The sequence below is a fragment of the Mesorhizobium sp. LNHC229A00 genome (assembly GCF_000502415.1).
GTDB lineage: Bacteria > Pseudomonadota > Alphaproteobacteria > Rhizobiales > Rhizobiaceae > Mesorhizobium.
This window is the reverse complement of record NZ_AYWQ01000006.1, coordinates 366,727-391,324: the sequence shown is the minus strand read 5'-3', so window position 1 is coordinate 391,324 and position 24,598 is coordinate 366,727. Positions and strand designations below refer to the sequence as shown.

Below are 24,598 nucleotides of genomic sequence, written 5' to 3'. Positions count from 1 at the left end.
GAGGGGTGACATGGACTGGAAATATCTGCTCACAAGCTTTGATGGCCGCATCAACCGGGGTAAGTTCTGGGCTGGCATCGGCGTATTCATCGTTATCGGCGTTATTGCTTTCATTCTCGATGCGATCCTCGGCACGCGTTTCACCACGGCCAGCGGTGCCCAGATCGGCATCATAGGCATCCTCTTCGCGCTGGCATCGATCTATTTCGCGATTGCCCTCTATGCCAAACGCTGGCACGACCGCAACAAGTCGGGCTGGTGGACGCTGATCGGCCTCGTACCCGTCATCGGCGGCATCTGGCTGCTGGTCGAACTCGGCATTCTCGAAGGCACCAGGGGTGCCAATCAATATGGATCGGACCCGCTTGCCTGAAAGATCGGATCTCAACTGGCTTTTCTTCAAGACCTCGGGCCGCGTCAGCCGCGCGGCCTATTTTCTCGGCGGGTTGCTCGTCGCCATCATCCAGGCATTCCCGNAAGACCTCGGGCCGCGTCAGCCGCGCGGCCTATTTTCTCGGCGGGTTGCTCGTCGCCATCATCCAGGCATTCCCGCTATACCGCTTCACGCTGGTGCCGGAGGGTTCGGCCGAGAGCAACATGTGGTCGTTCATCTTCTTCATCGCCTTCATCGCCTCGCTGTGGTCGAACATTGCGCTGGCGGTGAAGCGGCTGCACGACCTCGACAGGCCGGGCATTGCCGCGCTGATCCTGTTCGTGCCGGTCGTCTCGATCGTCGCCTTCCTTGTGTTGTGCCTGTTTCCAGGGCAGCCTGGACCCAACCGCTATGGCCAGCGCACCAACGAGCCGGCAGAATCAAAGAAATAGAGCATGACGTCGTCGGAAAGCCGCTCCAAACTTTTCGGCATCATGCTCTAGGGGGCCGATCGGATATCTCGCCATGCGCTACCGCACGCTTGATCCGAAACTGATCATCGAAACCGCCGAGCGGCTGGAAGGGCGTGTGGCCGACCGTTTCCCGGAGGCCGGGTTGCGCGGCGTCGCCGCCGAACTTGTGTCGCTGTCTCGCGATCTGGCCAAGGCCGCGAAGACCCTGGAAGCGCCGATCTGGTGGCTGCGTGGCATCATCGTCGCCGCCGTCATCGCGGGCGCGCTGATCTTCCTGTTCGTCGGCACCATCCTGCCGCTCATTCACATCTCGCAAGCCGACGACGCGGTGCAGTCGGTGCAAGGCATCGAAGCCACGATCAACATGATCATCCTCGCCGTGCTCGGCTTCCTCGCCCTGATCCGCACCGAGGAGCGCATCAAGCAGGTGTTTCGCCAGTTGCATGGCCTCAGATCACTGATCCACGTCATCGACATGCACCAGTTGACCAAGGATCCGGCGGCGCTGTCGGCCAGCTTCAAGCCGACGGCGCATTCGCCGGCCCGTCTAACCAATGCCGCGGATCTTGCGCGCTATCTCGACTATTGCTCCGAAATGCTGTCGATCACCGGCAAGATCGCGGCGCTGTTCGCCCAATCCGTCAATGACGCTGTCGTCATAGCCGGCGTCAACGACATCGAGAACCTGGCGTCCAACCTGTCGCGCAAGATCTGGCAGAAGATCACGTTGATCGACGGCCGGCCGGCGGCGCCACAACCTTCTCCGGCACCAGGTCCGGCGAGCCAAGCCGCTCGGCTTCCGCCGCGCGCACCAGCGCCTTGATAAGCTGGACCGTCGGCGCCGGCGTACCGGCTTTTTCAGCGAGCCGCAAAACGGCGCCCTGCAAGTCGTCGATTTCTGTCGACCGGCCACGCTGCAGATCGTCCCACATCGACGAGCGCGCCTCGGGATCGATCGCCAGCATGCGCCGAGCCAGGAGCTTGAACAGCCAGTCGGGCAACCTGAGCACCTTCGGCAGCAGCGTCGGGCGCAGGCCGGCGATCCGGGCCGGCTCGATGCCGGAGGCCTTCATCGCCAGCAAGGCCTCGTCGATCTGGCTGGCCAGGATCAGCCGCCAGCGCCGGTCAGCAAGTTCGGTTGCCAGCGGCAGGCCTGACAGCGCCACCAGCGCATTGTTCAGGTTCATCAGAAGCTTGCCCCACAGCACGGCCTTCATATCACCATGCGTTTCGACAGCCAGGCCTTCAGCGTCGAGAAGGTGCGCAAGGCGGGCATCGCCGTCTTCAACCTTCACCTTGCCGTCGCTGGCGCGGTGGACGCGCAGCGGCAGCTCTCCATCGGCTGATTGCACGACATTGAACGGCACCATGCCAGCCAGCACCGTTCGCGGGCCAAGTGCCGCGCGGAGCCTGTCGGCGTTGTCGACGCCGTTCTGAAGGCTCACCACCACGGCATCGGGACGGGCATGGGCCTTGATGAGTGCCGCCATTTCCAACGTCGCGCCACTCTTGACGGTGACCAGGATCACATCGGCCCCTGGCAAGGCCGCGGCCGGATCGGTGGTGACGGCAAGCTCTGCCGGCTTGATCAGGCGATCGCGACCCTCGAGGTCGCTGACGCGCAATCCGCCCTGCCACAGCGATGCCTCGATGCGCGGCCTGGCAAACAAGACAACCTGCCGCCCGGCGAGCGCCAGGCAGCCGCCGACATAACAGCCAATGCTGCCGGCGCCGGCAATGACGATCCTCTTTTCGCCGTTTGCCATCTCTTTCTCCGCGTCAGCCAGAACTATACGACATGAAAACCATAATGTCGGCGGTATCGTCGGCCATTGGCTTGGCCCTATGTCTGGCCGTGACAGGCCATTCGCTTTCGACTATCGCTTTTGCCATGACGCTGCCTACTGACCCCGCCGCAAACCTTGCCTCTCTCATCCGCTGTGCCTCGGTGACACCNCAGACGTGTGCTCTTCCGATCTATCTGATGTTCGCGGGTCATACCGACGTGGTGCCGGTCGGCGACGAAGCCGCCTGGACGCATCCGCCTTTCGCCGCCGACATCGCCAATGGCGAAATGTATGGCCGTGGCGCGGTCGACATGAAGGGCGGCATTGCTTGCTTCATTGCCGCGGTGGCGCGCAACGTCGAGGCGAATGGTGGCCCGAAGGGCTCGGTCTCGCTGCTGATTACCGGCGACGAGGAAGGGCCGGCCATCAACGGCACGGTCAAGCTGCTCGAATGGGCCGCGTCCAAAGGCGAGAAATGGGACGCCTCGATCGTCGGCGAGCCGACCAATCCGGACACGCTCGGCGACATGGTCAAGATCGGCCGGCGCGGCTCGATGTCGGGTAGCATCGCCGTCAATGGCCGCCAGGGCCATGCCGCTTATCCGCAGCTTGCCGACAATCCGGTGCGGGGCCTGATGAGCCTGGTGGACGCCTTGCTGCATCCCGCCTTCGACAAGGGAACCAAGGATTTCCAGCCGACCAACCTCGAGGTGACCTCCATCGATGTCGGCAACCCGGCCACCAATGTCATTCCCGCCAAGGCAACCGCCACCTTCAACATCCGCTTCAACGACAGCTGGACGGCCGAGACGGTCCAGGCGGAAATCCACAACCGCCTCGATCAGGCGGCTGGGCGCAAGAAATACCGGCCGGGCAAGAAGACCCCAGTCGACTATGAGCTGGTCTGGCGCGACCGGCCGAGCCATGTCTTCCTGACCCGCGACGACAGGCTAGTCGAGACGTTGAGCGGCTCGGTCAAGGCGGTGGTCGGCAAAAAGCCGGCGCTATCCACCTCCGGCGGCACATCGGATGCGCGCTTTATCAAGGACTATTGCCCGGTGGTCGAATTCGGCCTGGTCGGCAAGACCATGCACATGGTGGACGAGCGCGTGGCCATCGCCGATCTGGAAACGCTGACGCGGATCTACCAGCGCTTCATCGACGACTGGTTCGGACAGGGCTGATCAGCATGCTTTCGGCGGACGAAACCCAAGCTTCGCTGACCGGCGCCTGGCGGCTGATGCTCGGCAAGGCCGACGGCCTGCGCCTGCTCGACCTGACGGCCGACGGCTTCTGGAATTCGTTCTTCGCCATCATCGTCGCGGCACCGGCGCTGATCGTCGGCTGGGTCGGCATCGCCAACGAGATCGGCGATCCCGATGCCTTCGCCGGCCGCTTCAGCATGCTGGTGCGACTGGCGACGGTCGATATCGGCTCCTGGGTGCTGCCGCTGGTGGCGCTCGCCTTGGTGGCGCGGCGCGCCGGCATCGGCGGGCGCTTCGTCCACTATGTCGTCGCCAGCAACTGGGCCTCGGCGATCACCGCCTGGCTGATGCTGCCTTCGGCGCTGATCAGGCTCTTCCTGTCCTCGACAAGCCAAGTCTCGAGCCTTGTGTCGCTGCTATTATTTTCCCTGTCGATGGTGCTGACCTGGCGCATGACCAACGCGACGATCGGCAGGGGCGCTGCCTTCGGCACCGCCGTTTTCGTCGGCATGTTCGTCGCTTCGCTGCTGGTGCTGTTCGGACTGCAGATGCTGCTTGGCATCTCCGTGCCCGACGATGTCGGGGCCCAGAGCCTTTCCGGGCTTTATCCTGGATAGAACCAGGGTTCTACCCCGGATAATCGACGCCGATGAGAAAAAGCCCGTCGGGCGGCGCTACCTGGCCGCAGGCTGCGCGGTCTCGCGCTTCCAACGCCGCCTTGAGGTCGCCCGATGTCCAGCCGCCGTCGCCGACCCGCTTCAGCGAGCCGACCATCGAGCGCACCTGGTTGTGCAGAAAGGATCGTGCCGATGCCCTCACCTCGATGAGATCATCGCCCGTTCGGCTCACGTCGAGCCGCTCCAATGTTCTGATCGGGCTGGTGGCCTGGCACTGCGTCGAGCGGAAGGTGGTGAAGTCGTGTCGGCCGAGCAGGAGCTTCGCCGCCTCGTGCATGGCGGCGGCATCGAGCCGCTTCGGCACCCACCATACCTTACCCTTCTCCAGCGCCGAGGGCGCCCGCCGATTGAGGATGCGGTAGAGATAGTGCCGACCGATGGCGGAGAAACGGGCATCGAAATCATCCGGGACGATCGTGGCCTTCAGGATGACGATGCGCGCACCGGCCGCCTGCAGGTGTGCATTGACGGCATCGCGCACCTTGTCGTCGGGCCACGCCTTGGCAAGGTCGACATGCGCCACCTGCGCGCTCGCATGCACGCCGGCATCGGTGCGGCCGGCGGCGCGCAGCCGGACCGCCTCGCCGCAGAAATTCTCGATCGCCTGCTCGATCGCCTGCTGCACCGAAGGCTGGTCGGCCTGATGCTGCCAGCCGGCAAACAGGCTGCCGTCATATTCGATATCGAGGCGAAAACGCGGCATTCCGGGACGGCGACGCTCTCGCCTAGGCGGCGAGAGCGGTGAAGGCGGAAGCGTAGACCAGCCTGCCGGCTTCAGGAGCGTCGCCCCAGGCCAGCGCCTGCAGCGCCTCGCCTTGGTATTCGCTCTCGAACTTCCCGGCACGGGCATGGCTGTAGCCGAAACGGCCGTAATAGGCCGGGTCGCCCAGCACGACGGCCAGCGTCTCGCCAGCCTCCTTGAGCCGGATATGGGCCTCCCGGATCAACGCGCCGCCGATGCCGGAGCCGTGAAAGGACGGCTCCACCGCCAGCGGGGCAAGCGCCACGGCGGCAAAGCTCTTGCCGCCGTGGCGCACGAACAGCCGCGAAAACAGGATGTGGCCAACGACCTGGCCGTCTTCTTCCGCCACCAGTTCGACGACGGCGTCACCGCCGGTCACCAACGCGTCGACCAGGCCGGCCTCCGTCTGCTGGCCGAAAGCGTGTTCCTCGACGAGGCGAATGGCCTCGCGGTCCCGCGGCGTCGCCGCGCGTATCGACATCATGCTCATGAGAATTTCAGTCCTTTTTCGATCTTGGCTCCGCGCAGGAATTCCGACGCGGCGGCGGGCTTTCCGCCCGCACGTTGAACTTCGACCAGCCTGACCGCGCCTTTTCCGCAGGCGACCGTCAGCCGGTCATCGAGAATTCCTCCCGACTCGCCCAAATCTTCCGAAGGCGACACGCCTTCGGATAGCGTCGAGCGAAGCAGTTTCAGCCGTTCCATGCGGCCGCCAATTTCAATCTCGGACCAGGCGCCGGGAAAGGGCGACAGGCCACGAATATGGTTGTGAACCCCGGCCGCGGGCCGTGTCCACTCCACGCGCGTCTCGGACTTATCGATTTTCCTGGCGTAAGTCACCCCTTCGGCCGCCTGCGCGGTAAATGCCAAGGTGTTCTGTTCCAGCCGCGCCAACGCTTCCACCATCAGGGCAGCGCCGACACTCATCAACCGATCATGCAGATCGCCGCCTGTCATATCGGGGCCGATGGCGCATTTTTCAACCAATCCGACCGGGCCGGTATCCAGCCCCGCCTCCATGCGCATCACCATCATGCCGGTCTGCGTGTCTCCAGCCATGATGGCGCGCTGGATGGGCGCGGCGCCACGCCAGCGCGGCAAAAGCGATGCGTGGCCGTTGACGCAGCCAAGCCGGGGCGCCTCCAGAACTGCCTTGGGCAACAGCAATCCATAAGCGACGACCACGGCGATATCGGCGCCCAGGTCGGCAAAAGCGGCCTGCTCGGCCTCGCTCTTCAACGAGGTCGGTGTGCGCGCCTCGATGCCAAGCCGCCCGGCCTCGCGCTGCACCGGCGACGGCGTCAGTTCCAGCCCGCGCCGGCCGGCGGCGCGCGGCGGCTGCGTGTAGACGGCTGAAATCTCGTGGCCGGCCTCGGCGATGGCGCGCAGCGTCGGCACCGAAAACTCCGGCGTGCCCATGAAGATGACGCGAAGGGGCATTGCCCTACCCCACCAGCTTGCCCGGCGCCTTGTCCCTGGCGAGCTTCTTGAACTTCTTCACCACCATGTCGCGCTTCAGCTTCGAGATGTGGTCGATGAACAGCACACCGTTGAGATGGTCGATCTCGTGCTGCAGGCAGGTTGCCATCAGCCCTTCGGCCTCGATCTCCTGCAGCTTGCCGTCGCGGTCGAGATATTTGACCCGCACCGAAGCCGGGCGCTCGACCTCGGCATAGTAGTCCGGGATCGACAGGCAGCCTTCCTCGTAGACGGAGCGCGCGTCGGCGCTTTCGAGAATTTCCGGGTTGATGAAGACGTGTGGCGCCGGGGTTTCGTCTTCCTTGGCGAGATCGATCACCAGCATCCGCAGCGGCTCGCCGACCTGGATTGCCGCCAGCCCAATGCCGGGTGCGTCATACATGGTCGCCAGCATATCGTCGGCCAGTTTGCGCAATGGCGCGTCGACGCGCTCCACCGGCTTGGAGACCTGGCGCAGGATGGGATCGGGGAGAATGATAAGCGGCTTGATCGGCATGGCGTTTCACCTAAGACCTCAATAGAAAGGCGTCAACCGGTTCGCCTGCGCGTCGTTCACGTTTTGATCTGTGCCAGACCGCCGAATCGGCTATGCTGTCCACATGAATGATCTGAGCACCATCCTTTCGGAGCCCGTCGCACGGCTCGGCGCCTCGACAATCACGCTTGGCCACGCGCTGGCCTTCGGCGCGTTGCTGTTTCTCGGCTTGTTCGTGACGCTCGTCGTTGCGCTGTGGCGGTCGGCCAAGGCGCGCGCGGCCGCCGCCGCGGAGGCCGCCGACCATGCCCGCGACGCCGAGGCGCGGATGGCCGGCATTCTCCAATCCCAGGCCGAGATGCAGGGCCGCATGGGCGCCATCGCCGAAGTGTTCGGCGCCCGTCAAGCCGAATTGACGCAGTCCATCGGCCAGCGGCTCGACGCCATGACCGGCCGCATCGGCCAGACCATGACCGAGCAGACCAAGTCCACTCATGAGAGCCTCGCGAAACTGCAGGAGCGGCTGGCGATCATCGACACAGCGCAGGGCAACATCCAGTCGCTGGCCGGCCAGGTCGTGCAGTTGCAGGCGATCCTCTCCAACAAGCAGACGCGCGGCGCTTTCGGCCAGTCGCGCATGGAGGCGATCGTCGCCGACGGCCTACCTCACGGCGCCTACGAATTCCAGGCGACGCTGTCGAACGGCAGCCGGCCGGACTGCCTGGTGAAAATGCCGAACGGGGCGCCGTCGCTAGCCATCGACGCCAAATTTCCGCTGGAAGCGTGGAATGCGATCCGGGCCGCCGATAACGCCGACCTGCAGAAGGTCGCGGCCCAGGCCTTTCGCCGCGATATCGAGGTCCATATCCGAGACATTTCGGAAAAATNGTCGCTAGCCATCGACGCCAAATTTCCGCTGGAAGCGTGGAATGCGATCCGGGCCGCCGATAACGCCGACTTGCAGAAGGTCGCGGCCCAGGCCTTTCGCCGCGATATCGAGGTCCATATCCGAGACATTTCGGAAAAATACCTGCTCCAGGGCGAAACCCAGGACACAGCCTTCATGTTCGTGCCGTCGGAATCGGTATTCGCCGAAATACACGAGAACTTCGAAGCGGTTGTCCAGAAGGCGCACCGTGCCCGCGTCATCATCGTCTCGCCTTCGCTCTTGATGTTGTCGATCCAGGTCATCCAGGCGATCCTCAAGGATGCACGCATGCGCGAGCAGGCGCATCTGATCCAGGGCGAAGTCATCAGGCTGATGGAAGACGTCCAGCGTGTCGACGAGCGCGTGCGCAAATTGCAGGGGCATTTCGGCCAGTCGGCCAAGGACATCGAAGACATACTCGTCTCGACCTCGAAAGTGACCAAGCGTGGCCAGAAGATCGAGGCGCTGGAATTCGGAGAAGGCGAGCCCGACGCCCCGCGCGGCGGCACAACCAAGCTGGAGGCCGCACCGCGCGTTGCCGATTCAAAGACCGGGCAGTTGAGGTTGAGGGTCGTCGAAGGCGACGACTGAACGCTACTGCTCTTCGACCGTCGTCATACCCTCGAATTCCGGAAGCCAGTGCAGCGCCGAGCGATGCCATTTCTGGTGTCTCGGGACCAGGTCCTGGCGCTGCCGCGAGGTCCCGACCCTGATCCCATAGACCTTCGGACCGTCGCCGACCGATGTCGCATAAAGATGCGAGCCGCAGTCGGCACAAAAAGCCTGCGTTCGCTTGGCACCGCTCGCCACGGTCTTGATGTAGATTTTCGGTTCGCCGCTGGTGATCCGGTAATGATCCCCTGTCGCTGGAACGGTGACGCGAAATGCCGTACCGGTCAGTTGCTGGCAATCGGTACAATGGCAGATCGAAGTCTTTTCCGGGTCGACCTCCGCCTCATAGGTGATGGCGCCACAATGGCAGCCGCCGTCGATCTTCATCGTCATTCCTCCAACATCGATCGGCTGATTTTAGCGGCACGGAGACACGAGGCAACGGCGGGGCGCTGGTCCAGAGGCCAGAATCCCCAAAAGTGGACTGCCGTGCGGCAAAAGTTCGTACTCGAATTTATCCGGACGCGGATTCGATCAGCTTGCGCCGCTTTTCCCAGGTGCCTGACGTCTGCGGCTTGACGAACAGCCGCGAGATCTCAGGCATCTCTTTTTTCAACCGCGCCTCGATGCGCTCGACACAGGCCTCGATCTCCGGCGCCGACAAATGGTCCTCGAATTCGATGCTCAGGCCGGCAACGATTTCTTCCGGGCCCATATGCACCGTCAGCACACCGTTCGCCCGCTGCACCGCCGGATCCTGCTGGACGATCGCCAGCACCTTCCTCTGCACCTCGGGTGAGGCCGGCTCGCCGATGAGCAGGCCCTTGCTTTCACGCGCCAGGAAGATTGCCGTCGTGCCGAGGATAAGCGCGATGCCGATCGAGGCGGCGCCGTCGAGTTCGGGCATCTCGAAAATCTCCGCCGCCAATATGCCGGCAAAGGCGACGACCAGGCCGAGAAGGGCCGCACTGTCTTCGAACAGCACCGTATAGACGCTCGGATCCTTGCTCGATTGCACAGCTTGCAGCCAGCCGAGCTTGCCCTTCTGCTTGCGGAATTCCTTCAGCGCCACCAGCCAGGAGCTGCCTTCGAACACGAAGGACAGGCCGAGAACGATGTAGTTCACTTTAGCGTTGGCGACCGGCTCTGGCGCCATGATGTGGATGATGCCCTCGTAGAACGACACGCCGGCGCCCAGCGCGAAGACCAGAAGGGCGACGATGAAGCTCCAAAAATAGAGTTCACGGCCATGGCCGAGCGGGTGCGAGCTGTCCGCGGGGCGTGCCGCCCGGTGCATGCCGTAAAGCAGCAGGCCGCCATTGCCTGTATCGACCAGCGAATGCACGCCTTCCGACAGCATGGCCGAACTCCCGGTGAAAAAGGCAGCGGCGAATTTGGTCAGCGCTATGGCGAGATTGCCGGCGAGCGCCGCGTAGATGACCGTTCTGGAGCCGCCGTGCCCTGCCATGCAGCTTCGATCCTCTTCGAGACGGTGTAGCGGCTCTGCCGCGGAGTTGCACAGCCACCACAACGCGCCAATCGTCGGGCCGTTCAATGTGTTCGAAACCGGCTGGCGGGAAGGCCAGCTATTCCTGGACCTCGTCGGTCCACACCTTGAAGCCCGTAAGCAACCCTGGCCCGAAAATGTGGGTCAGCGGCACATCCGCCGCGTCGCGGCCGGAGGCGATCAGGATACGGCCGATGCGTGGCGCGTTGTTGCGCGGATCGAAAGCGTGCCAGCGGCCGCCGAGATAAACCTCCATCCAGGCGCAGAAGTCCATGCTCGCCCAAGGCTTCGGCATGCCTATGTCGCTGATGTAGCCTGTGCAATAGCGCGTCGGGATATTGAGTGCCCGGCAGAATGTGACGGCAAGATGCGCGAAATCGCGGCACACGCCGCTCCGTTCGCGCCAGGCTTCCGCGGCGGTGCGCGTCACTCGTGCGTTGCCGTAGTCGAAGACGATGTGGTTGTGGACGAAATCGCACACCGCCTGCACGCGCGGGATGCCTGATGGCATGTGGCCGAACAGCCGCCATGCCTCGCTTGCCAAGAGGTCGCTTTCGCAAAACCGGCTGGGCAGCAGGAACAGTAGCGTTTCAGCCGGCAGGTCGCGCACCTCGTGCTGCCACGCCATCAACTCGCGCATCTCGAATGTGCCGTAGTCGCGGATTACCGCATCCGTACCGAAAGTGAAACGCCCGGGCGGGGCGACGAGCCGGTTGCACCAGTTGCCGAAGCTGTCGCGATAACTCTCGATCGGCACTGGCGGGTTGGAGGTCAGGAAATCCGGGCGCTCAAGATCGGAGGCGCGGGAATAGTGGACATTGAGCATTGCGATGAGCGGCGTTTCCTGCGGAAAGTCGAAGCTCATCTCACAGCCGATATGGATCCGCATTGTCGTCCTGACCGGCCTGCCTGACGATCACCCGGCGGTGCACGGGTCGATGCTGCAGTGCGAAGACAAGCATGGCATGGACAGCCGGGGTTTACGAGCAAATTAGAAATCGGTTGAAAGCGGCCTGCCGGCGCCGGCAGCAGGCACTCGCCTCTTGCAGTCCGGCCTTTGTCTTGTTTCACTCCGCTTCCCGCAACTGGAGGAACGAATCATGGCTAAAGGTGCGATGAAGGCAGGCAAGGAAGCCCGCAAACCAAAGAAAGACGCCAAGAAGCCTGTAGCCGCTCCGGCCCTGAAGGCGCCGCCGGTCAAGGCGATGAGGATCAAGGAAAAGTAGATATCGCAAAGCGTGGATGGATTTCACCGGCGGCGTCCGACATGCCGCCGGCGAGTTGTTGATTGGGCGTTCAGACGCCCTATAGCGACGATGCGGGGACGACCTCGCATTTCCCGAAATCCGGCTGGGACGGCCCGCACATTGTGTGATTGAGCATTCGAGGACCTTTCGGCCGGATGTTCTGGATGGAGCGTTCCGATGTCATGGATTCTTCTGTTCTTCGCAGGCCTGTTCGAAATCGGCTGGGCGATCGGGCTCAAATACACCGACGGCTTCACCAGGTTTGTTCCGACCGTGCTCACGGTCGCGTCGATGATCGTCAGTTTGACCTTGCTTGGTCTGGCGCTGAAGACGCTGCCTGTCGGCACCGCCTATGCGGTGTGGACCGGTATCGGCACTGTCGGCACGGCGCTGCTCGGCATCTGGCTGCTGGGCGAGCCCGCGACGGCGATCAGGCTCGGCTGCATCGCTTTGATCGTCTGCGGTATTATGGGGCTGAAATTCGCGGCCTGAACGGCCCTGTCCACCGGCTGATTATCTCGACCGAGCTCACATCCATGAATCGACATCCCTGGATGCAGGGAGGCTTCCCGTGGGCAACACGACAAACGCGAAAAAGGGCCGCGCCTTGGCGCGTCCCTCATTGATCATCGATCGACACGAGTGCGCTCTTAGCGACCCGTAAAGCCGGGCGGTGTCCTGCCGGTGCGCTGCTTGCGAGCCGCATAGCGTGCGTCGCGCTTTGCCTTGCGCTCGGCTTCGTCGGCAAGCAAACGAGAGATACGCTCGTTCTCTTCAGCTTCCCGAAGCTTGGCATCGGCTTGCGCGGCCTCTTCGGCGGCAATGCGCGCAGCTTCGGCTGCTGCCTCACGCTCGGCTTTCTCAATCGCCTCGCGTGCCAGCTTTTCCTGCTTCAGCTTGGCCTTCTCGGCCTCGCGTATCTCACGAGCCGCAAGGATCGCCTTGCGTTCGGCCTGTCGTGCGAGCACCGCGGGATCGTCTGCTGCCGGCTTTGACTTGAAGCGCTCCAGAAGCGCCTTCTTTGCCTCGGTCGCGGCATTGCGCCGCTCGAAAATGTCTTTTTCCCTGTAGATAGCCAAGTCCACTTCCTTGAAGTCTATTCGCGACGCTTACATACGCGCGAAAACCGGGAGTTCAAGCGCCAAAACGGTATGCCAGCCATGAAATTCCGGGATGTTGCACCCGGGAGACGCATTTTCCGCCNCCCGGCGCCATCGGTCCGCATGAGCGGCTGCGCAACCTGATCGAGGAGATCGAACTCGCCGACCAGGTCGGGCTCGACGTCTTCGGCCTCGGCGAACACCATCGGCCGGACTATGCCGCCTCGGCACCGGTCGTGGCTTTGGCCGCAGCGGCGGAGCGTTCGAAGCGCATCAAGCTGACCAGTGCGGTGACAGTATTGTCCTCCGACGATCCGGTGCGCGTTTTCCAGCAGTTTTCCACGCTCGACCTTTTGTCGGGCGGCCGCGCCGAGATCATGGCCGGGCGAGGTTCGTTCATCGAATCCTTCCCGCTGTTCGGCTACAATCTCGAAGACTATGACGAGTTGTTCGCCGAAAAGCTCGACCTGCTGCTGGCCATCCGCGATCAGGTGAAGGTTACCTGGTCGGGCAATCTGCGCGCGCCAATCAACGATCGCGGTGTCTATCCCAGGCCCTTCCAGGACAGGCTGCCGGTCTGGATCGCCATTGGCGGAACACCGCAATCGGCCGCTCGGGCGGGCGCGCTTGGCCTGCCGCTGGCGCTTGCCATCATCGGGGGCGAACCGGCGCGATTCGCGCCGCTGTTCGACCTCTACCGTGAGGCCGCCAAGCGCGCCGGCAGCGATCCGGCAGGGTTGGCCACAAGCATCAACGTGCATGGCTTCATCGCCAAGACGACCGAGCAGGCGGCGGACGACTTCTACGGCCCCCAGGCCGAAGTGATGAACCGCATCGGCCGTGAGCGCGGCTGGGGTCCGACATCGCGTGCGCATTTCGACCAGTCGCGTGGTCCGGACGGCGCGCTGTTCGTCGGCAATCCGGAGCAGGTGGCGGAAAAGATCGTGACCCAGCACAGGGTGTTCGGTAACGACCGCTTCCTGCTGCAGATGGCGATCGGCACCATGCCGCACGCCAAGATCATGAAGGCGATCGAGCTCTACGGCACCAAGGTGGCGCCGATGGTGCGCAAGGAAACGGCGAAGGCCGCCCCGCCCGTGGCGGCGCCTGTCGCGTGAACGTGATGAGGCCCGCGAGAACAGGGCCTCATTCCATCCGCTCGCGGTGGGCAGGCTTATAGCGTTATCCCATGCGCTGCCGCATCCATCATCGCGGCATGATGGATTTCGGTCGCCTCGTCGGCTGGGAACATACACTCGATGCGCAGTTCCTGGGCGGCGACGGTTTGGGGGGTGCCGACCGTGGTGACCATCGAAAAGTAGTCCAGGCGGCGACCGTCCTTGATGAAGCCAAGCGGAATGACCGGCATGAAGCCGATCGCCACCGGATTTTTCCAATCGCTGTCCACGTCCGGGTAGGCGAGCAACGCCGCCAGCAACTCCCTGGTCTTTTCGTCGACGACGCGGCCAATGGATTCGCGATAGACCCGCTCGAACAGGCTCCGCGCCACATCAGGCCAATTGGCGACGAACGGGCGCATGCCTTCGGGATCGAACATGAGGTGAAGCATGTTGCGCGGCCTTTCCCGAGCGGCCATGTCGCGGAAACAGCCGAAGAAGAGCGGTGCGGCTTCGTTGGTCATCAGCACATTCCAGTACCGGTCCATGACCAGCGCCGGATAGGGTTCATGCTGGCGCAGGATGCGCGTCAGGGCATCGGTGACGCTCTTCATTTCCATGGAGTTCCAGGCGCCTTCGGGGAACATCGGCGCGTAGCCTGCCGCCAAAAGCAGGGCATTGCGCTCGCGCAAAGGGACATCAAGCACCCCGGCGATCGCCATCAAGGTCTCACGGCCGGGAACGCTGCGTCCGCTTTCGATGAAGCTGATCTGTCTTTGCGAAATTCCCGTATCGAGGGATAGATCAAGCTGACTTCTGCCACGCACATCGCGCCAGTAACGCAAGAGCGTGCCCAGGTCGGGTGTCATGGCCGTTCTGGAATTGATCCTCATATCCCGCTGTCCTCGCAGTCCCTCGAACGATACACGCCATGCGATAACGCATCGCTTGACGGCGCATGCACCAGAAGATCCATGCGCCGTCGATCGGGTCAGGCGGCAATCGCGGCGGCGGGAGACCATGCCTGCGGCTGGAAGCGCTCTTCGATCGGCGTGCCGGCCATGTTGGTGGTGGTTGCCGCCATGGTGGAGACGCCGACACCGGTTACCACTTCCAGGATCTGGGCTTCCGAATAGCCCGCCGAAGTAAACGCATCGATGTCCGAGTCACTCACGTTTCCCTTGTTTTCGATCAGTGCCCTCGTCAGGGCCGAGAGTGCCGCATATTTCGGGTCCGTCGGCAACCTGCCATCCCGGATCGCCTTGACTTCGCTTTCCGCAATCCCATCCTCGATGGCGAATGTCGAATGCGCGGCGACGGTCCAGGGGCATTTGATGGTGACCGCGTTGGTCAGCAGCAGCACCTGCTTTTCGATCTCGTCGAAGCTCCCGCCGTGGAAACTGCCGAAGCTGCTGACGAAACCGTTGAGGAGAACCGGATTGTTGGCCATCGTCGCCATGACGTTCGGAAGAAAACCAAACTTCTCCTCGAGCGCCTTCAACGCGGGCCTGGATTTCTCCGGCGCCGACTCGGCTGTTTGAAGGGTAAATCTTTGCATCGTGATGTCCTCTTTCAGGGGTAGGGCGTAATCGTGCCGGCGACATCCTCGCCGCGCCGGCCTTGCGAGCCCTTGGGTTGCGAAGGCCTGCTCCCGTACTAGGCCCGCCGCCTGCCCGGACTCAATTACACGGCATGTAATCGTGGAACGCTCGCAGCCGAGCCGACGGTTTGAGCTATCTTGACGGCGCCCCCGCTCGACGGCGGCCACGCCATCAGTGCCGGCTAACGGAACCTTGAAGCAGCGCTGGCGTTTCCGTCTGCGGATTGCATCAGTTGTGATGTGCCCGCCGAGGGGATCGCGATGAAGGCCGAACCCGCCGCTTTGGGCGCAGGCGTTGCCGAAGCTGAAGAGTCGCGTGTGGCGGCGCGTGCCGATACGCGCCTGATGCGCTCGTTGCTCATCGGTATGTTCCTGTTCATGACCGTCTATGCGCTCTATTTCGCGCGCGCTTTTTTTATGCCGGTCATCCTGGCCTTCCTGCTGGCGCTGACGCTGACCCCGATCGTAAGACTGCTGCGCAAGCGCGGCATTCCCGAAGTGGTTTCGGCGACGCTTCTGGTGCTTGTGTCCATCTTCGTCTTCGCGAGCGCCGGCTATGTGCTCAGTGGGCCCATTATCGATCTCATCAACAACACATCGTCCATCGGCCAGCAGCTGACCGAGCGGTTGGCGCAGCTGCGACGGCCTCTCGAGAGGATCATGGACATTGCGCACCAGATCGAAGGGCTCACCGAGACAACGCAGGAACCGGGCGTGCAAAAGGTCGCGGTAGCGCAGTCCGGCTTCTTCTCGTCGGCGGCGAGCAACATCCTGTCGGCTGGAACAAGCCTGACGATCATCTTCGTGCTGTCGCTGTTCCTGCTCGCCTCGGGCACGATGTTCTATGAGAAGATCATCCAGTCCTTCGCCAGCCTCACCGAGAAGAAGCGGGCGCTGCGCGTCGTCAGATCGGAAGAGCACACGTCNCTGCTCAATTTCCTGCCCTATGTCGGGGCCATGATCACGCTTGTCCTGGTCACCGTCATCGCGCTCATCACCTTCGACACGATCGCCTATGCGCTGTTGGCGCCTGCCTTCCTGGTTTTGTGCGACATCATCGAAGGCCAGTTCGTGACGCCGATGGTGGTCGGGCGGCGGCTCGAGATCAACGCCGTGGCGATCTTCATCGCCATCGCATTCTGGTCATGGCTGTGGGGCTTTGTCGGCGCGTTGATGGCGGTGCCGCTGCTGGTCGTCGTCAAGGTGTTCTGCGATCATTTCGAGAGCCTCAGTCACGTCGGCAATTTTCTCGCCGCACAACACACGGCGGTCGTTGAGGACGAAGCCGACGAGCAGGACGCCGCGGCAGCCGGATAACCGGCGCACGGTTTGCGACGGCGGGATCGAATGCCTATATCCGGCCGATCAGTGCCCGGTGCCTTCCCGATGAACGACGTTCCCTTCGACCTCGAAGCCTATTTCGCCCGGATCGGCCACGCCGGTTCCACGGAAGCTTCGCTCGAAACGCTAAAGACGCTCCATTTCCTGCATCCGCAGGCGATCCCGTTCGAGAATATGGATCCGTTTCTGGGACGGCCGGTCCGATTGGATGCCGCCTCGCTGCAGGGCAAGATCGTCCTTGGTGGGCGTGGCGGCTATTGCTTCGAGCACAATCTCCTCCTCATGCACGCGCTGAAAGCGCTCGGCTTCGAGGTCGGCGGCCTTGCCGCGCGTGTGCTTTGGGGGCAGAGCGAGGACGCCATCACGGCGCGTAGCCACATGCTTTTGCGCGTTGAGCTTGACGGCCACACCTATATCGCCGACGTCGGATTCGGCGGCCTGACGCTTACGGCGCCTCTGCTGCTGAAGCCCGGCCGCGAACAAAAAACGCCGCACGAAACATTCCGCATTGTCGAGGCCGGCGATCATTTTCGCCTGCAGGCCTCGATCGGCGGCGACTGGCGCTCGCTGTATCGCTTCGACCTGCAGCCGAACTATGAGGTCGACTATTCCGTCACCAATTACTTCCTGTCGACCAACCCTGCATCGCATTTCCTCACCTCCGTCATAGCGGCCCGCGCCGCGCCCGACCGGCGCTACGGCTTGCGGGGGAATCGCCTGTCGACCCATCACATCGATGGCCGCACCGAGCAGAAGCAGATCGCCACCGCCGCCGAACTTGCCGACACGCTGGAAGGCCAACTCGGCATCACCATTCCCGACCGCAAGGCCTTCGAGGCCGGGGTGCGCGAGAAGAAGATCGTGGAGACCAGTATATGACCGAACTGTCCGTTCTCGACCTGTCGCCGATCGTCGAAGGCAGCGATGCCTCGCAATCGTTCGCCAATTCGCTCGATCTCGCCCGCCACGCCGAGCGGCTCGGCTACAAACGCTACTGGCTGGCCGAACATCACAACATGCCAGGCATCGCCAGTGCGGCCACATCGGTCGTCATCGCCCATGTCGCCGGCGGCACCAAAACCATCCGTGTCGGCGCCGGCGGCATCATGCTGCCCAACCATGCGCCGCTGGTGATCGCCGAGCAATTCGGCACGCTCGCCGCCCTGTTTCCCGGCCGCATCGACCTTGGCCTCGGTCGCGCTCCCGGCACCGACATGAACACGGCGCGCGCGCTGCGCCGCAATCTCGAGGCCGGCGCCGACAATTTCCCGCAGGATGTCGTCGAGCTGATGGGCTATTTCCTGCCGGCAGAGGAAGGCCAGCGTCTGCGCGCCGTGCCCGGCGAGGGCCAGACGGTGCCGATCTGGATTCTTGGGTCCAGCCTCTACGGCGCGCAGCTCGCCGCCATGCTCGGCCTGCCTTACGCTTTCGCCTCGCATTTCGCGCCGGCGGAACTCGATCATGCGCTGGACATCTACCGCTCGCGCTTCCAGCCGTCGGAGCAGCTCGAAAAGCCGCATGTCATGCTCGGCCTCAACGTCTTTGCGGCATCCACCGACGCCGAGGCGCGGCTGCTGTTCTCCTCGCTGCAGCAGGCCTTCGTCAATCTGCGCACCGGCAGGCCGGGAAAATTGCCGCCACCGGTCGAGAACTATGACCGGGATCTCGACCCCATGGCCAAGTCCATGCTCAGCCAGGCGCTGTCCTGCGCCGTCGTCGGCTCACCGGAAACAGTCCGGCAAGGCATCGATGCGTTCGTGCGCCGCACCGGCGCCGACGAGCTGATGATCACAGCGCAGATATCAGACCACGCCGCTCGCGTGCGCTCCTTCGAGATTTTGGCGGAGGCGAACAGATCGTTGTCGCAAGCGGCTTGAACAGGCGGCCTAGAGCTTTTGCCGACGTCGATGCTCTGCTAAGTGCGGGGTATCCTTTGCAGCAGCGAGCCTTGCCTTGCCCCATGATCTCGACAGACGCGAGCAGTTTGCCATCGACCTGGCGCGGCGCGCCGGCGAACTCGGCCTGAAATATTTCCGCGATCTCGACAGCCTGACCATCGAAAGCAAAGGCCATCAGGACCTGGTCTCGCAGGCCGACCGCGAGGTCGAGCTGTTCATCCGCGCTGCAATCGCCGCCGACTATCCGCAAGACGGCATTATCGGCGAGGAGCACGCCTCGGTGGCCGGCTCGACCGGCCATGCCTGGGTCATAGACCCCATCGACGGCACCGCCAATTTCGTACGCGGCATTCCGGCCTGGTGCGTGGTGATCGCTTGCGCAAGGGATGGCGAGACGATCGTCGGCGTCATTCACGAGCCCGCGACCGGCGAGACCTTCCACGGAAGGCTGGGCGGCGGCGCCTTTGTCAACGGCAGGCCGATCAAGACGAGTGCGGCCACCAGCCTGGAAGAGGGCTCGGTGGGCACCGGCTTCTCAAACCGGGCCGAAGCCGAGAACATCGCCGTGCTGATCAAGAAGATCCTGGCCGAGGGCGGCGTCTTCTTCCGCAACGCGTCAGGCGCGCTGATGCTTGCCTATGTCGCCTCGGGCCGGCTGCTTGGCTATGTGGAGGAACACATGAACCCTTGGGACTGCCTCGCCGGCATGCTGCTGATCGAGGAGGCCGGCGGCACGATCCTGAAGGCGGATCCGAAGACGGTGTTGCAGAGCGGGACACAAATTATCACCGGCGGCAAAGGCGTCTTTTCGAAGCTGCAAGAACTGTGTTCCGGTGTCTTCACGCCCTGATCAATTACCCGAAAACCGCTTCACCCTTTCGGCGTCATGCTCAGGCACTCAAGCTCTGCACCACCGCCCCAAGCGGGCGGCATGAATTGCGGATCATCAAACGGCCCTTGAGGACGAGCTTGCGCGGCGGCGCGTCCCTGTTGCCGGCGAGACGGTCGAGCAGCAGATTGGCCGCCTGTTCGCCGATCGCCTGAACCGGCTGCGCCACCGTCGTCAGTTGCGGCTGGAACACGTCGGACCAGGGAAAATCGTCGAAGCAGGCTACAGAAATGTCCTCCGGACAGGACAGGCCGATGTCGCGGATCGCCTTCATCGTGCCGATCACCATCGGGTTGTTGGCCGAGAAGATGGCGCTTGGCCGGTCGTGCAGCGACAGCAGCTGCATGGTCGCGTTGTAGCCGTCGATCTCGTGGAAATTGCCGGAGCGAACCAGCTCCTCGGCCACCGGCAAGCCGGCGGCCTGGAGCGCCTCGCAATATCCGGTCATCCGGTCATGCATGGGTGAAATATCCGAGGTGCCGGTAATGTAGCCGATCCGCCGATGGCCGAGATCGATCAGATAGGTGATGGCGTCGAACACCGCGCGCTGGTTGTCGAGAACCACGGCGTCGGTGTCGACGCCCTCGCACAGGCGGTCCAGCAACACGACCGGCACATTGGCGTCGACGACGATCCGCTCGAGGATCGCACCGTCACCGACGCGCGCCACGATGAGCCCGTCGACCATGCGGTCGAGCAGCAGCCTGATCTGGTCGTCCTGGGTGTTCAAATCCTCGTCGGTGCAGCACAGCATGACGGCATAGCCGGCACGGTCGAAGGCCTGCTGGATCACCGAAACGACGGCGGTAAAGAACGGATTGGTGATGTGCGGGACGGTCAGGCCGATGGTGCGGGTCGTGCCCATCTTCAGGCTGCGGGCGATGGCGTTGCGCTTGTAGCCGATATCGCGGATTGCCTGTTCGATACGCTGGCTGAGCTCCGGGCTGACGGTCGCCGTACCATTGATCAGCGCCGACACGGTGGCGACCGAAACACGCGCCGCTTCAGCCACGTGGAGCATGGTGGGCGCGGTGGATTTGCGGTGTTTTTTTCGCCCTGACGTTGTCATTTTCGAAACGTTTCGTCACCCCTTTGCCGCCAATACCTACGGAATCCTCTCTTTTTAAGCAAGAATCGAAATGCATCAAACTTCTGGCACCTGATATCGGCTTGACACTATCGAAACGTTTAGATTAGCGTTTGCCTGGAGTTGACGACGACGGAAGGGAGGCCGCCATTGTCATGCAAGAGAGCAGTTCCCCTTGTTCGAAGCGCAATGCGGCATCGGATCGGCCGGACATCGTTCTGAGCGCCGAGCATATTTCAAAGAGCTTTGGCGGCATCACCGCGCTCGTCGATGTCGGCTTCGAACTGCGACGCGGCGAAGTCCACGCCCTGATGGGCGAGAACGGTGCCGGCAAATCGACACTGATGAAGATCCTCTCCGGCGTCTATACCGGCTATGAAGGCACGGTCAGCGTTGATGGCCGGCCGGTCGGCTTCGCCGGCGTGCGCGACGCCGAGGATGCCGGCATTGCCATCATCCACCAGGAACTCAACCTGGTGCCGGAGCTCAGCGTCGCCGACAACATCTTTCTTGGCCGTGAGAAGCTGATCGCCGGGCTGATCGTCGACCGCAAGGCGAGCAGCCGCGCGGCAAGCGCCCTCCTGCGGCGGCTCGGCATCGAACTCGATCCGGACGCTCGCGTCGGCGCCTTGCGTGTCGGCGAACAGCAACTGGTCGAAATCGCCAAGGCGCTGTCGATGTCGGCGCGCATCCTGATCATGGACGAGCCGACCTCGGCCTTGTCGCCGGCCGAATGCCAGCGGCTGTTCCGCATCATCGGCCAGCTTGCCGATAGCGGCGTCGCCATCGTCTACATTTCGCACCGCATCGACGAGGTGATGCATCTGGCCGGTCGCGTCACCGTCTTCCGCGACGGACGCCATGTGCTGACGCGGCCGATGGCCGAACTCGACGAAAACGCCATCATTTCGGCGATGGTCGGACGGGACCTGCTCGCATCCTCCCAAGGTGAGCGGGACCCTGGCGGCAGGACCGTGCTTTCGGTCAGCGACCTGTCGCTGTCGAAGCCCGACCGCCAAGGCTGGCGGCAGGTGATCGGCGGCGTCAGCTTCGATGTGGCCGCCGGAGAAATCCTCGGCATTGGCGGGTTGCTGGGCTCAGGCCGCACCGAGATCATGGAAGCGATCTTCGGCTCGAGCGATGGCCGTGCCGGCGGCGAGATCCGGCTCGATGGCCAGCCGGTGGATATCCGCTCGCCGCGCGATGCAAGACGCCTCGGCATCGCGCTGGTGACCGAGGACCGCAAGACGCAAGGCCTGCACCTGCAGGCCTCGATATCGGACAATGTGGCGCTGCCCCTGGTCGGCGCGCTGGCGCGCTTCGGCATTCGCTCGCTGGCCGGAGAGCAGGGGCTGACGCGGCAGGCGGTCAAGGCCCTCGGCATCCGCTGCCGGGATATCGACCAGCCCGCGGGCACGCTGTCGGGCGGCAACCAGCAGAAGGTCGTCATCGGCAAGTGGCTGGCGACCAGGCCTAGGGTGCTGTTGCTCGACGAGCCGACGCGCGGCATCGATGTCGGCGCCAAACGCGAGATCTACGACCTCATCTTCCGGCTGGCGCGAGAGGGCCTAGCCATAGCCGTCATCAGCTCCGAGCTGCCGGAATTGCTGCATCTTTCCGACCGCATCCTGGTCATGTCCGACGGCCGCCAGACAGGCATCCTTTCGCGCGACGCGGCGAGCGAGGAGGCCATCATGCGCCTCGCGGCACCGCGCCGGACCCTATCGAGACCCGCCGCATGACCGCACTGAAACTCCTATCCCGCACCAAGCTCTACTGGGGCCTGATCGCCATCTTCCTGATTGGCGTGCTGGGCTCGCCGGTCAGCTCCAAAGGCAACAACATCTTCCTCTCCTACGGCAATCTGCTCGACGTGCTGCGGCAAGTGTCGACCACCGGGCTGATCGCCACCGGCATGACGGCTGTCATTATAACCGGCGGCATCGACCTTTCCGTCGGTTCGCTGATGGCCATCTGCTCGGTGGTGTGCGCCATGCTGCTGACGGTTCCGGGCGTGACGCCCGGCGTCGTGCTGGGCGTGCCGACCGTCGCCCTGGTCGCGCTGTGCCTCGGCTTCGTCATCACGCGCTTCATCTTCCTCAATGTGGAGAAGTCCCGCGCCGGGGCGGATGCCGCCGTTCGCGATGTCAGGCTGGACACCGTTCGCGGCCTGGTCACGCCGGCAACCGTCGGCGTCGTCCTGTGCTGTCTTTCGTTGTGGTACCTGCTGCCGCAGATCGAGCCCAAATTCGGCGTTCTCGGCGTGCTGCTGGTGGCGCCCTGCGTCGGCCTGCTGTTCGGCGCCATCAACGGTTTCATCATCGTCGGCGGTCGGCTGCAGCCGTTCATCGTCACGCTGGCGATGATGGTGACGGCGCTCGGCATCGCCCGGCTCACCGCTGGCCAGAACAATGCCGTGCTGCCGGTCTATACCGGTTCCAACGCAACCGCCGATTTCGAGATGCTGCGCTCGCTGGTGTTCGGCGTCATCCCGATGCCCGGCCTGTTCTTCCTCGGCGCCATCGTCATTTATGGCGCGGTCCTGCGCTTCACGCCGTTCGGCCGCTATGTCTATGCGATCGGCGGCAACGAGGAGGCGGCCAGGCTCTCCGGCATCGCCGCCGGCCGGGTCAAGATCGCCACCTATGCCATATCAGGCCTGCTCGCCGGGATCGCAGCGGTGCTCTACGTGGCGCAGTACCGGCAAGGCAAGCCGGATGCCGGCGCCGGGCTGGAACTCGACGCCATCGCGGCCGTGGTCATCGGCGGCACCAGCCTGATGGGCGGACGCGGCAGCCTGATAGGCACCTTCTGCGGCGTGCTGATCTTCGGGCTGCTGTCCAACATATTGCAGCTCCACAACATCAATTCGAACCTTCAGCTGGTGCTGAAGGGGATGATCATCATCGGCACCGTGCTCGTGCAGGAGCGCAATGCCGGCGATCTCATGGCCTATCTGCGCCTGCCCGGAGCAGCGCACAAGGAAACGGCCGCCGCAAAACGGCCGTCGCAAGAGACACCGTCTCTCAATCTCGGAGGAAACAAGAAATGAAACGACGTGACATGCTGAAGCTTGCTGCACTCGGCGCGGCATTGCTGACCACCACGGCACTGCTCTCCACCGGCCATGCCTTCGCCCAGGACAAGAAGTGGAAGATCGGCTTCTCGCAGGTGACCACCATCGAGCCCTGGCGCGCCCAGTTCAACAAGGACATCATTGCCGAGGCCGCCAAGCATCCGGAGGTCGAGCTGATCATCACCGACGGCGAGGACAAGACTGAGAAACAGGTCGCCGACGTCGAGAACCTGATCCGCCAGGAAGTCGACGCGCTGCTGGTCTCGCCGAAAGAATCCGCCGGCCTGACCGGCGTCGTGCAGCAGGCGATCGACGCCAAGATCCCGGTCTTCGTGCTCGACCGCAATGTCGACACCAAGGACTACACGCAGTTCGTCGGCGGCGACAATGCCCTGATCGGGCGGGCGGCCGGCGAATACGCCGTCGAACTGCTCGGTGGCAAGGGCAAGGCAGCAGGCAATGTCGTCGAGATCTGGGGCGGCATGGGCACCCAGCCGGCGCATGACCGCCATGACGGCTTCCATGAATTCACCGACAAGGAACCGGGCATCAAATATTTGCTCGACCAGCAATCGGGCGACTGGAAGCAGGACCAGGCCTACAATCTGATGGCCAACGCGCTGAAGACCAACGAGAAGATCGATCTCGTCTACGGCCACAACGACCCGATGGCCTACGGCGCCTATCTCGCCGCCAAGGATGTCGGCCGCGAGAAGGACATCAAGTTCATCGGCATCGATGGCCTGCCCAACGAAGGCGTGCAGATGGTGAACAAGGGCGAGCTGACGGCGACTTTCACCTATGTCACCCCGGGCGCGGAAGGCTTGCGCCAGGCGATCAAGTTCCTCAACGGCGAGAAGGTGGAAAAGACCATCACCTTGCCGACGCAGAAGATCACCAAGGAAAACGCCGCCCAGGTGCTGAAGGACAACGGTCTGTGAGTTTTCGCCGCAGATAAGCGCCGGCCCAAGGTCCATGTTCTTG

Annotated in this window: 28 protein-coding genes and 1 pseudogene; 17 read left to right on the top strand and 12 right to left on the bottom strand. The window is 63.4% G+C overall.

The genetic code is table 11. From position 1 onward, the window contains the following. Positions 1-10: 10 nt before the first annotated feature. The 4 genes and pseudogenes from X742_RS155455 to X742_RS1000000172405 all read left to right on the top strand — a co-directional run bounded on the left by X742_RS155455 (position 11) and on the right by X742_RS1000000172405 (position 1,669). The gene (locus X742_RS155455) at positions 11-373 is read left to right on the top strand and encodes a DUF805 domain-containing protein (RefSeq protein WP_023772282.1); all 363 of its coding nucleotides are present in this window, start codon (positions 11-13) and stop codon (positions 371-373) included. Then, positions 351-476: pseudogene (locus X742_RS1000000175680) on the top strand (DUF805 domain-containing protein); the annotation flags it as partial. The gene X742_RS155455 and the pseudogene X742_RS1000000175680, both read left to right, overlap by 23 nt. Further along, on the top strand, positions 433-825 hold the full coding sequence (locus X742_RS0136900) for a DUF805 domain-containing protein (protein WP_051407643.1): 393 nt from the start codon (positions 433-435) through the stop codon (positions 823-825). The pseudogene X742_RS1000000175680 and the gene X742_RS0136900, both read left to right, overlap by 44 nt. 73 nt (positions 826-898) lie before the next feature. Then, the gene (locus X742_RS1000000172405; protein ID WP_084569526.1) at positions 899-1,669 is read left to right on the top strand and encodes a hypothetical protein; all 771 of its coding nucleotides are present in this window, start codon (positions 899-901) and stop codon (positions 1,667-1,669) included. Here X742_RS1000000172405 and X742_RS155470 read toward each other — a convergent pair. Further along, entirely contained in the window at positions 1,569-2,612 is a 1,044-nt protein-coding gene (locus tag X742_RS155470) for a 2-dehydropantoate 2-reductase (protein WP_023772279.1), read from the bottom strand. The genes X742_RS1000000172405 and X742_RS155470 overlap by 101 nt on opposite strands. A 125-nt stretch (positions 2,613-2,737) precedes the next feature. Between X742_RS155470 and dapE the strand changes: the two genes are divergently transcribed. Further along, a complete protein-coding gene (gene dapE / locus X742_RS155475) occupies positions 2,738-3,817 on the top strand; it encodes a succinyl-diaminopimelate desuccinylase (protein ID WP_023772278.1) in 1,080 nt (359 codons plus the stop codon). A 5-nt stretch (positions 3,818-3,822) separates the two neighbouring features. Beyond that, on the top strand, positions 3,823-4,455 hold the full coding sequence (locus tag X742_RS155480; protein WP_023772277.1) for a hypothetical protein: 633 nt from the start codon (positions 3,823-3,825) through the stop codon (positions 4,453-4,455). Positions 4,456-4,465: 10 nt separating this feature from the next. On the opposite strand, the gene truA is transcribed toward X742_RS155480, so the two are convergent. Genes truA through def form a run of 4 tightly spaced genes read right to left on the bottom strand, consistent with a single transcriptional unit; the run spans position 4,466 to position 7,232 of the window. Continuing rightward, positions 4,466-5,218 (bottom strand): tRNA pseudouridine(38-40) synthase TruA, encoded by a 753-nt coding sequence (gene truA / locus X742_RS155485; RefSeq protein ID WP_023772276.1) that lies wholly within the window; start codon positions 5,216-5,218, stop codon positions 4,466-4,468. 22 nt (positions 5,219-5,240) lie between these two features. Beyond that, positions 5,241-5,747, bottom strand: a complete 507-nt coding sequence (locus X742_RS155490) for an N-acetyltransferase (protein WP_023772275.1) — start codon at positions 5,745-5,747, stop codon at positions 5,241-5,243. Continuing rightward, the gene (gene fmt / locus X742_RS155495; RefSeq protein ID WP_023772274.1) at positions 5,744-6,697 is read right to left on the bottom strand and encodes a methionyl-tRNA formyltransferase; all 954 of its coding nucleotides are present in this window, start codon (positions 6,695-6,697) and stop codon (positions 5,744-5,746) included. The genes X742_RS155490 and fmt overlap by 4 nt, the downstream gene beginning before the upstream one ends. 4 nt (positions 6,698-6,701) lie before the next feature. Continuing rightward, positions 6,702-7,232: a peptide deformylase gene (def, locus tag X742_RS155500; RefSeq protein WP_023772273.1), complete on the bottom strand. Its 531-nt coding sequence runs from the start codon at positions 7,230-7,232 to the stop codon at positions 6,702-6,704. Between the two features lie 103 nt (positions 7,233-7,335). Here def and X742_RS155505 point away from each other — a divergent pair, with 103 nt between their 5' ends. Then, positions 7,336-8,730, top strand: coding sequence for a DNA recombination protein RmuC (locus X742_RS155505; RefSeq protein ID WP_023772272.1), 1,395 nt, complete (start codon positions 7,336-7,338; stop codon positions 8,728-8,730). Between the two features lie 3 nt (positions 8,731-8,733). Here the strand turns inward: X742_RS155505 and X742_RS155510 are convergent, their stop codons facing one another. The 3 genes from X742_RS155510 to X742_RS155520 all read right to left on the bottom strand — a co-directional run bounded on the left by X742_RS155510 (position 8,734) and on the right by X742_RS155520 (position 11,147). Further along, positions 8,734-9,138 carry a GFA family protein gene (locus X742_RS155510; protein WP_023772271.1) on the bottom strand — a complete coding sequence of 135 codons (405 nt, stop codon included), beginning with the start codon at positions 9,136-9,138 and terminating at the stop codon, positions 8,734-8,736. Between the two features lie 127 nt (positions 9,139-9,265). Then, positions 9,266-10,219, bottom strand: a complete 954-nt coding sequence (locus tag X742_RS155515) for a cation diffusion facilitator family transporter (RefSeq protein ID WP_023772270.1) — start codon at positions 10,217-10,219, stop codon at positions 9,266-9,268. 118 nt (positions 10,220-10,337) lie between these two features. Continuing rightward, positions 10,338-11,147 carry a transglutaminase family protein gene (locus X742_RS155520; RefSeq protein WP_023772269.1) on the bottom strand — a complete coding sequence of 270 codons (810 nt, stop codon included), beginning with the start codon at positions 11,145-11,147 and terminating at the stop codon, positions 10,338-10,340. A 211-nt stretch (positions 11,148-11,358) separates the two neighbouring features. On the opposite strand from X742_RS155520, the gene X742_RS1000000176520 reads away from it, so the two are divergent. Together X742_RS1000000176520 and sugE are read left to right on the top strand one after the other, a co-directional pair. Then, positions 11,359-11,484 carry a hypothetical protein gene (locus X742_RS1000000176520; RefSeq protein WP_023772267.1) on the top strand — a complete coding sequence of 42 codons (126 nt, stop codon included), beginning with the start codon at positions 11,359-11,361 and terminating at the stop codon, positions 11,482-11,484. Between the two features lie 198 nt (positions 11,485-11,682). Beyond that, positions 11,683-11,997 carry a quaternary ammonium compound efflux SMR transporter SugE gene (gene sugE / locus X742_RS155525; RefSeq protein ID WP_023772266.1) on the top strand — a complete coding sequence of 105 codons (315 nt, stop codon included), beginning with the start codon at positions 11,683-11,685 and terminating at the stop codon, positions 11,995-11,997. A 158-nt stretch (positions 11,998-12,155) separates the two neighbouring features. On the opposite strand, the gene X742_RS155530 is transcribed toward sugE, so the two are convergent. Further along, the gene (locus X742_RS155530; RefSeq protein ID WP_023772265.1) at positions 12,156-12,584 is read right to left on the bottom strand and encodes a DUF6481 family protein; all 429 of its coding nucleotides are present in this window, start codon (positions 12,582-12,584) and stop codon (positions 12,156-12,158) included. 86 nt (positions 12,585-12,670) lie between these two features. Here X742_RS155530 and X742_RS155535 point away from each other — a divergent pair, with 86 nt between their 5' ends. Further along, complete coding sequence (locus X742_RS155535) at positions 12,671-13,723, top strand: LLM class flavin-dependent oxidoreductase (protein WP_031247930.1); 1,053 nt, start codon at positions 12,671-12,673, stop codon at positions 13,721-13,723. A 56-nt stretch (positions 13,724-13,779) separates the two neighbouring features. On the opposite strand, the gene X742_RS155540 is transcribed toward X742_RS155535, so the two are convergent. Continuing rightward, the gene (locus tag X742_RS155540; RefSeq protein ID WP_023772262.1) at positions 13,780-14,616 is read right to left on the bottom strand and encodes a helix-turn-helix transcriptional regulator; all 837 of its coding nucleotides are present in this window, start codon (positions 14,614-14,616) and stop codon (positions 13,780-13,782) included. Positions 14,617-14,714: 98 nt separating this feature from the next. Beyond that, positions 14,715-15,491: a carboxymuconolactone decarboxylase family protein gene (locus X742_RS155545; protein ID WP_245275537.1), complete on the bottom strand. Its 777-nt coding sequence runs from the start codon at positions 15,489-15,491 to the stop codon at positions 14,715-14,717. 93 nt (positions 15,492-15,584) lie between these two features. Between X742_RS155545 and X742_RS155550 the strand changes: the two genes are divergently transcribed. From X742_RS155550 to X742_RS155565, 4 genes are all read left to right on the top strand, one after another. Continuing rightward, positions 15,585-16,640, top strand: a complete 1,056-nt coding sequence (locus X742_RS155550) for an AI-2E family transporter (protein WP_023772260.1) — start codon at positions 15,585-15,587, stop codon at positions 16,638-16,640. Positions 16,641-16,709: 69 nt separating this feature from the next. Further along, positions 16,710-17,543 (top strand): arylamine N-acetyltransferase, encoded by an 834-nt coding sequence (locus X742_RS155555; protein WP_023772259.1) that lies wholly within the window; start codon positions 16,710-16,712, stop codon positions 17,541-17,543. Beyond that, complete coding sequence (locus tag X742_RS155560) at positions 17,540-18,541, top strand: LLM class flavin-dependent oxidoreductase (RefSeq protein WP_023772258.1); 1,002 nt, start codon at positions 17,540-17,542, stop codon at positions 18,539-18,541. The genes X742_RS155555 and X742_RS155560 overlap by 4 nt, the downstream gene beginning before the upstream one ends. Before the next feature lie 76 nt (positions 18,542-18,617). Further along, entirely contained in the window at positions 18,618-19,412 is a 795-nt protein-coding gene (locus tag X742_RS155565) for an inositol monophosphatase family protein (protein ID WP_023772257.1), read from the top strand. Between the two features lie 40 nt (positions 19,413-19,452). Here X742_RS155565 and X742_RS155570 read toward each other — a convergent pair whose 3' ends face one another. Continuing rightward, positions 19,453-20,472, bottom strand: a complete 1,020-nt coding sequence (locus X742_RS155570) for a LacI family DNA-binding transcriptional regulator (RefSeq protein ID WP_023772256.1) — start codon at positions 20,470-20,472, stop codon at positions 19,453-19,455. A gap of 221 nt (positions 20,473-20,693) precedes the next feature. Here X742_RS155570 and X742_RS155575 point away from each other — a divergent pair, with 221 nt between their 5' ends. Genes X742_RS155575 through X742_RS155585 form a run of 3 tightly spaced genes read left to right on the top strand, consistent with a single transcriptional unit; the run spans position 20,694 to position 24,555 of the window. Continuing rightward, positions 20,694-22,280 carry a sugar ABC transporter ATP-binding protein gene (locus X742_RS155575; RefSeq protein ID WP_023772255.1) on the top strand — a complete coding sequence of 529 codons (1,587 nt, stop codon included), beginning with the start codon at positions 20,694-20,696 and terminating at the stop codon, positions 22,278-22,280. Further along, positions 22,277-23,590, top strand: a complete 1,314-nt coding sequence (locus X742_RS155580) for an ABC transporter permease (protein ID WP_023772254.1) — start codon at positions 22,277-22,279, stop codon at positions 23,588-23,590. Before X742_RS155575 ends, X742_RS155580 begins: the two co-directional genes overlap by 4 nt. Continuing rightward, positions 23,587-24,555, top strand: coding sequence for a substrate-binding domain-containing protein (locus X742_RS155585; protein ID WP_023772253.1), 969 nt, complete (start codon positions 23,587-23,589; stop codon positions 24,553-24,555). Before X742_RS155580 ends, X742_RS155585 begins: the two co-directional genes overlap by 4 nt. Positions 24,556-24,598 lie beyond the last annotated feature (43 nt).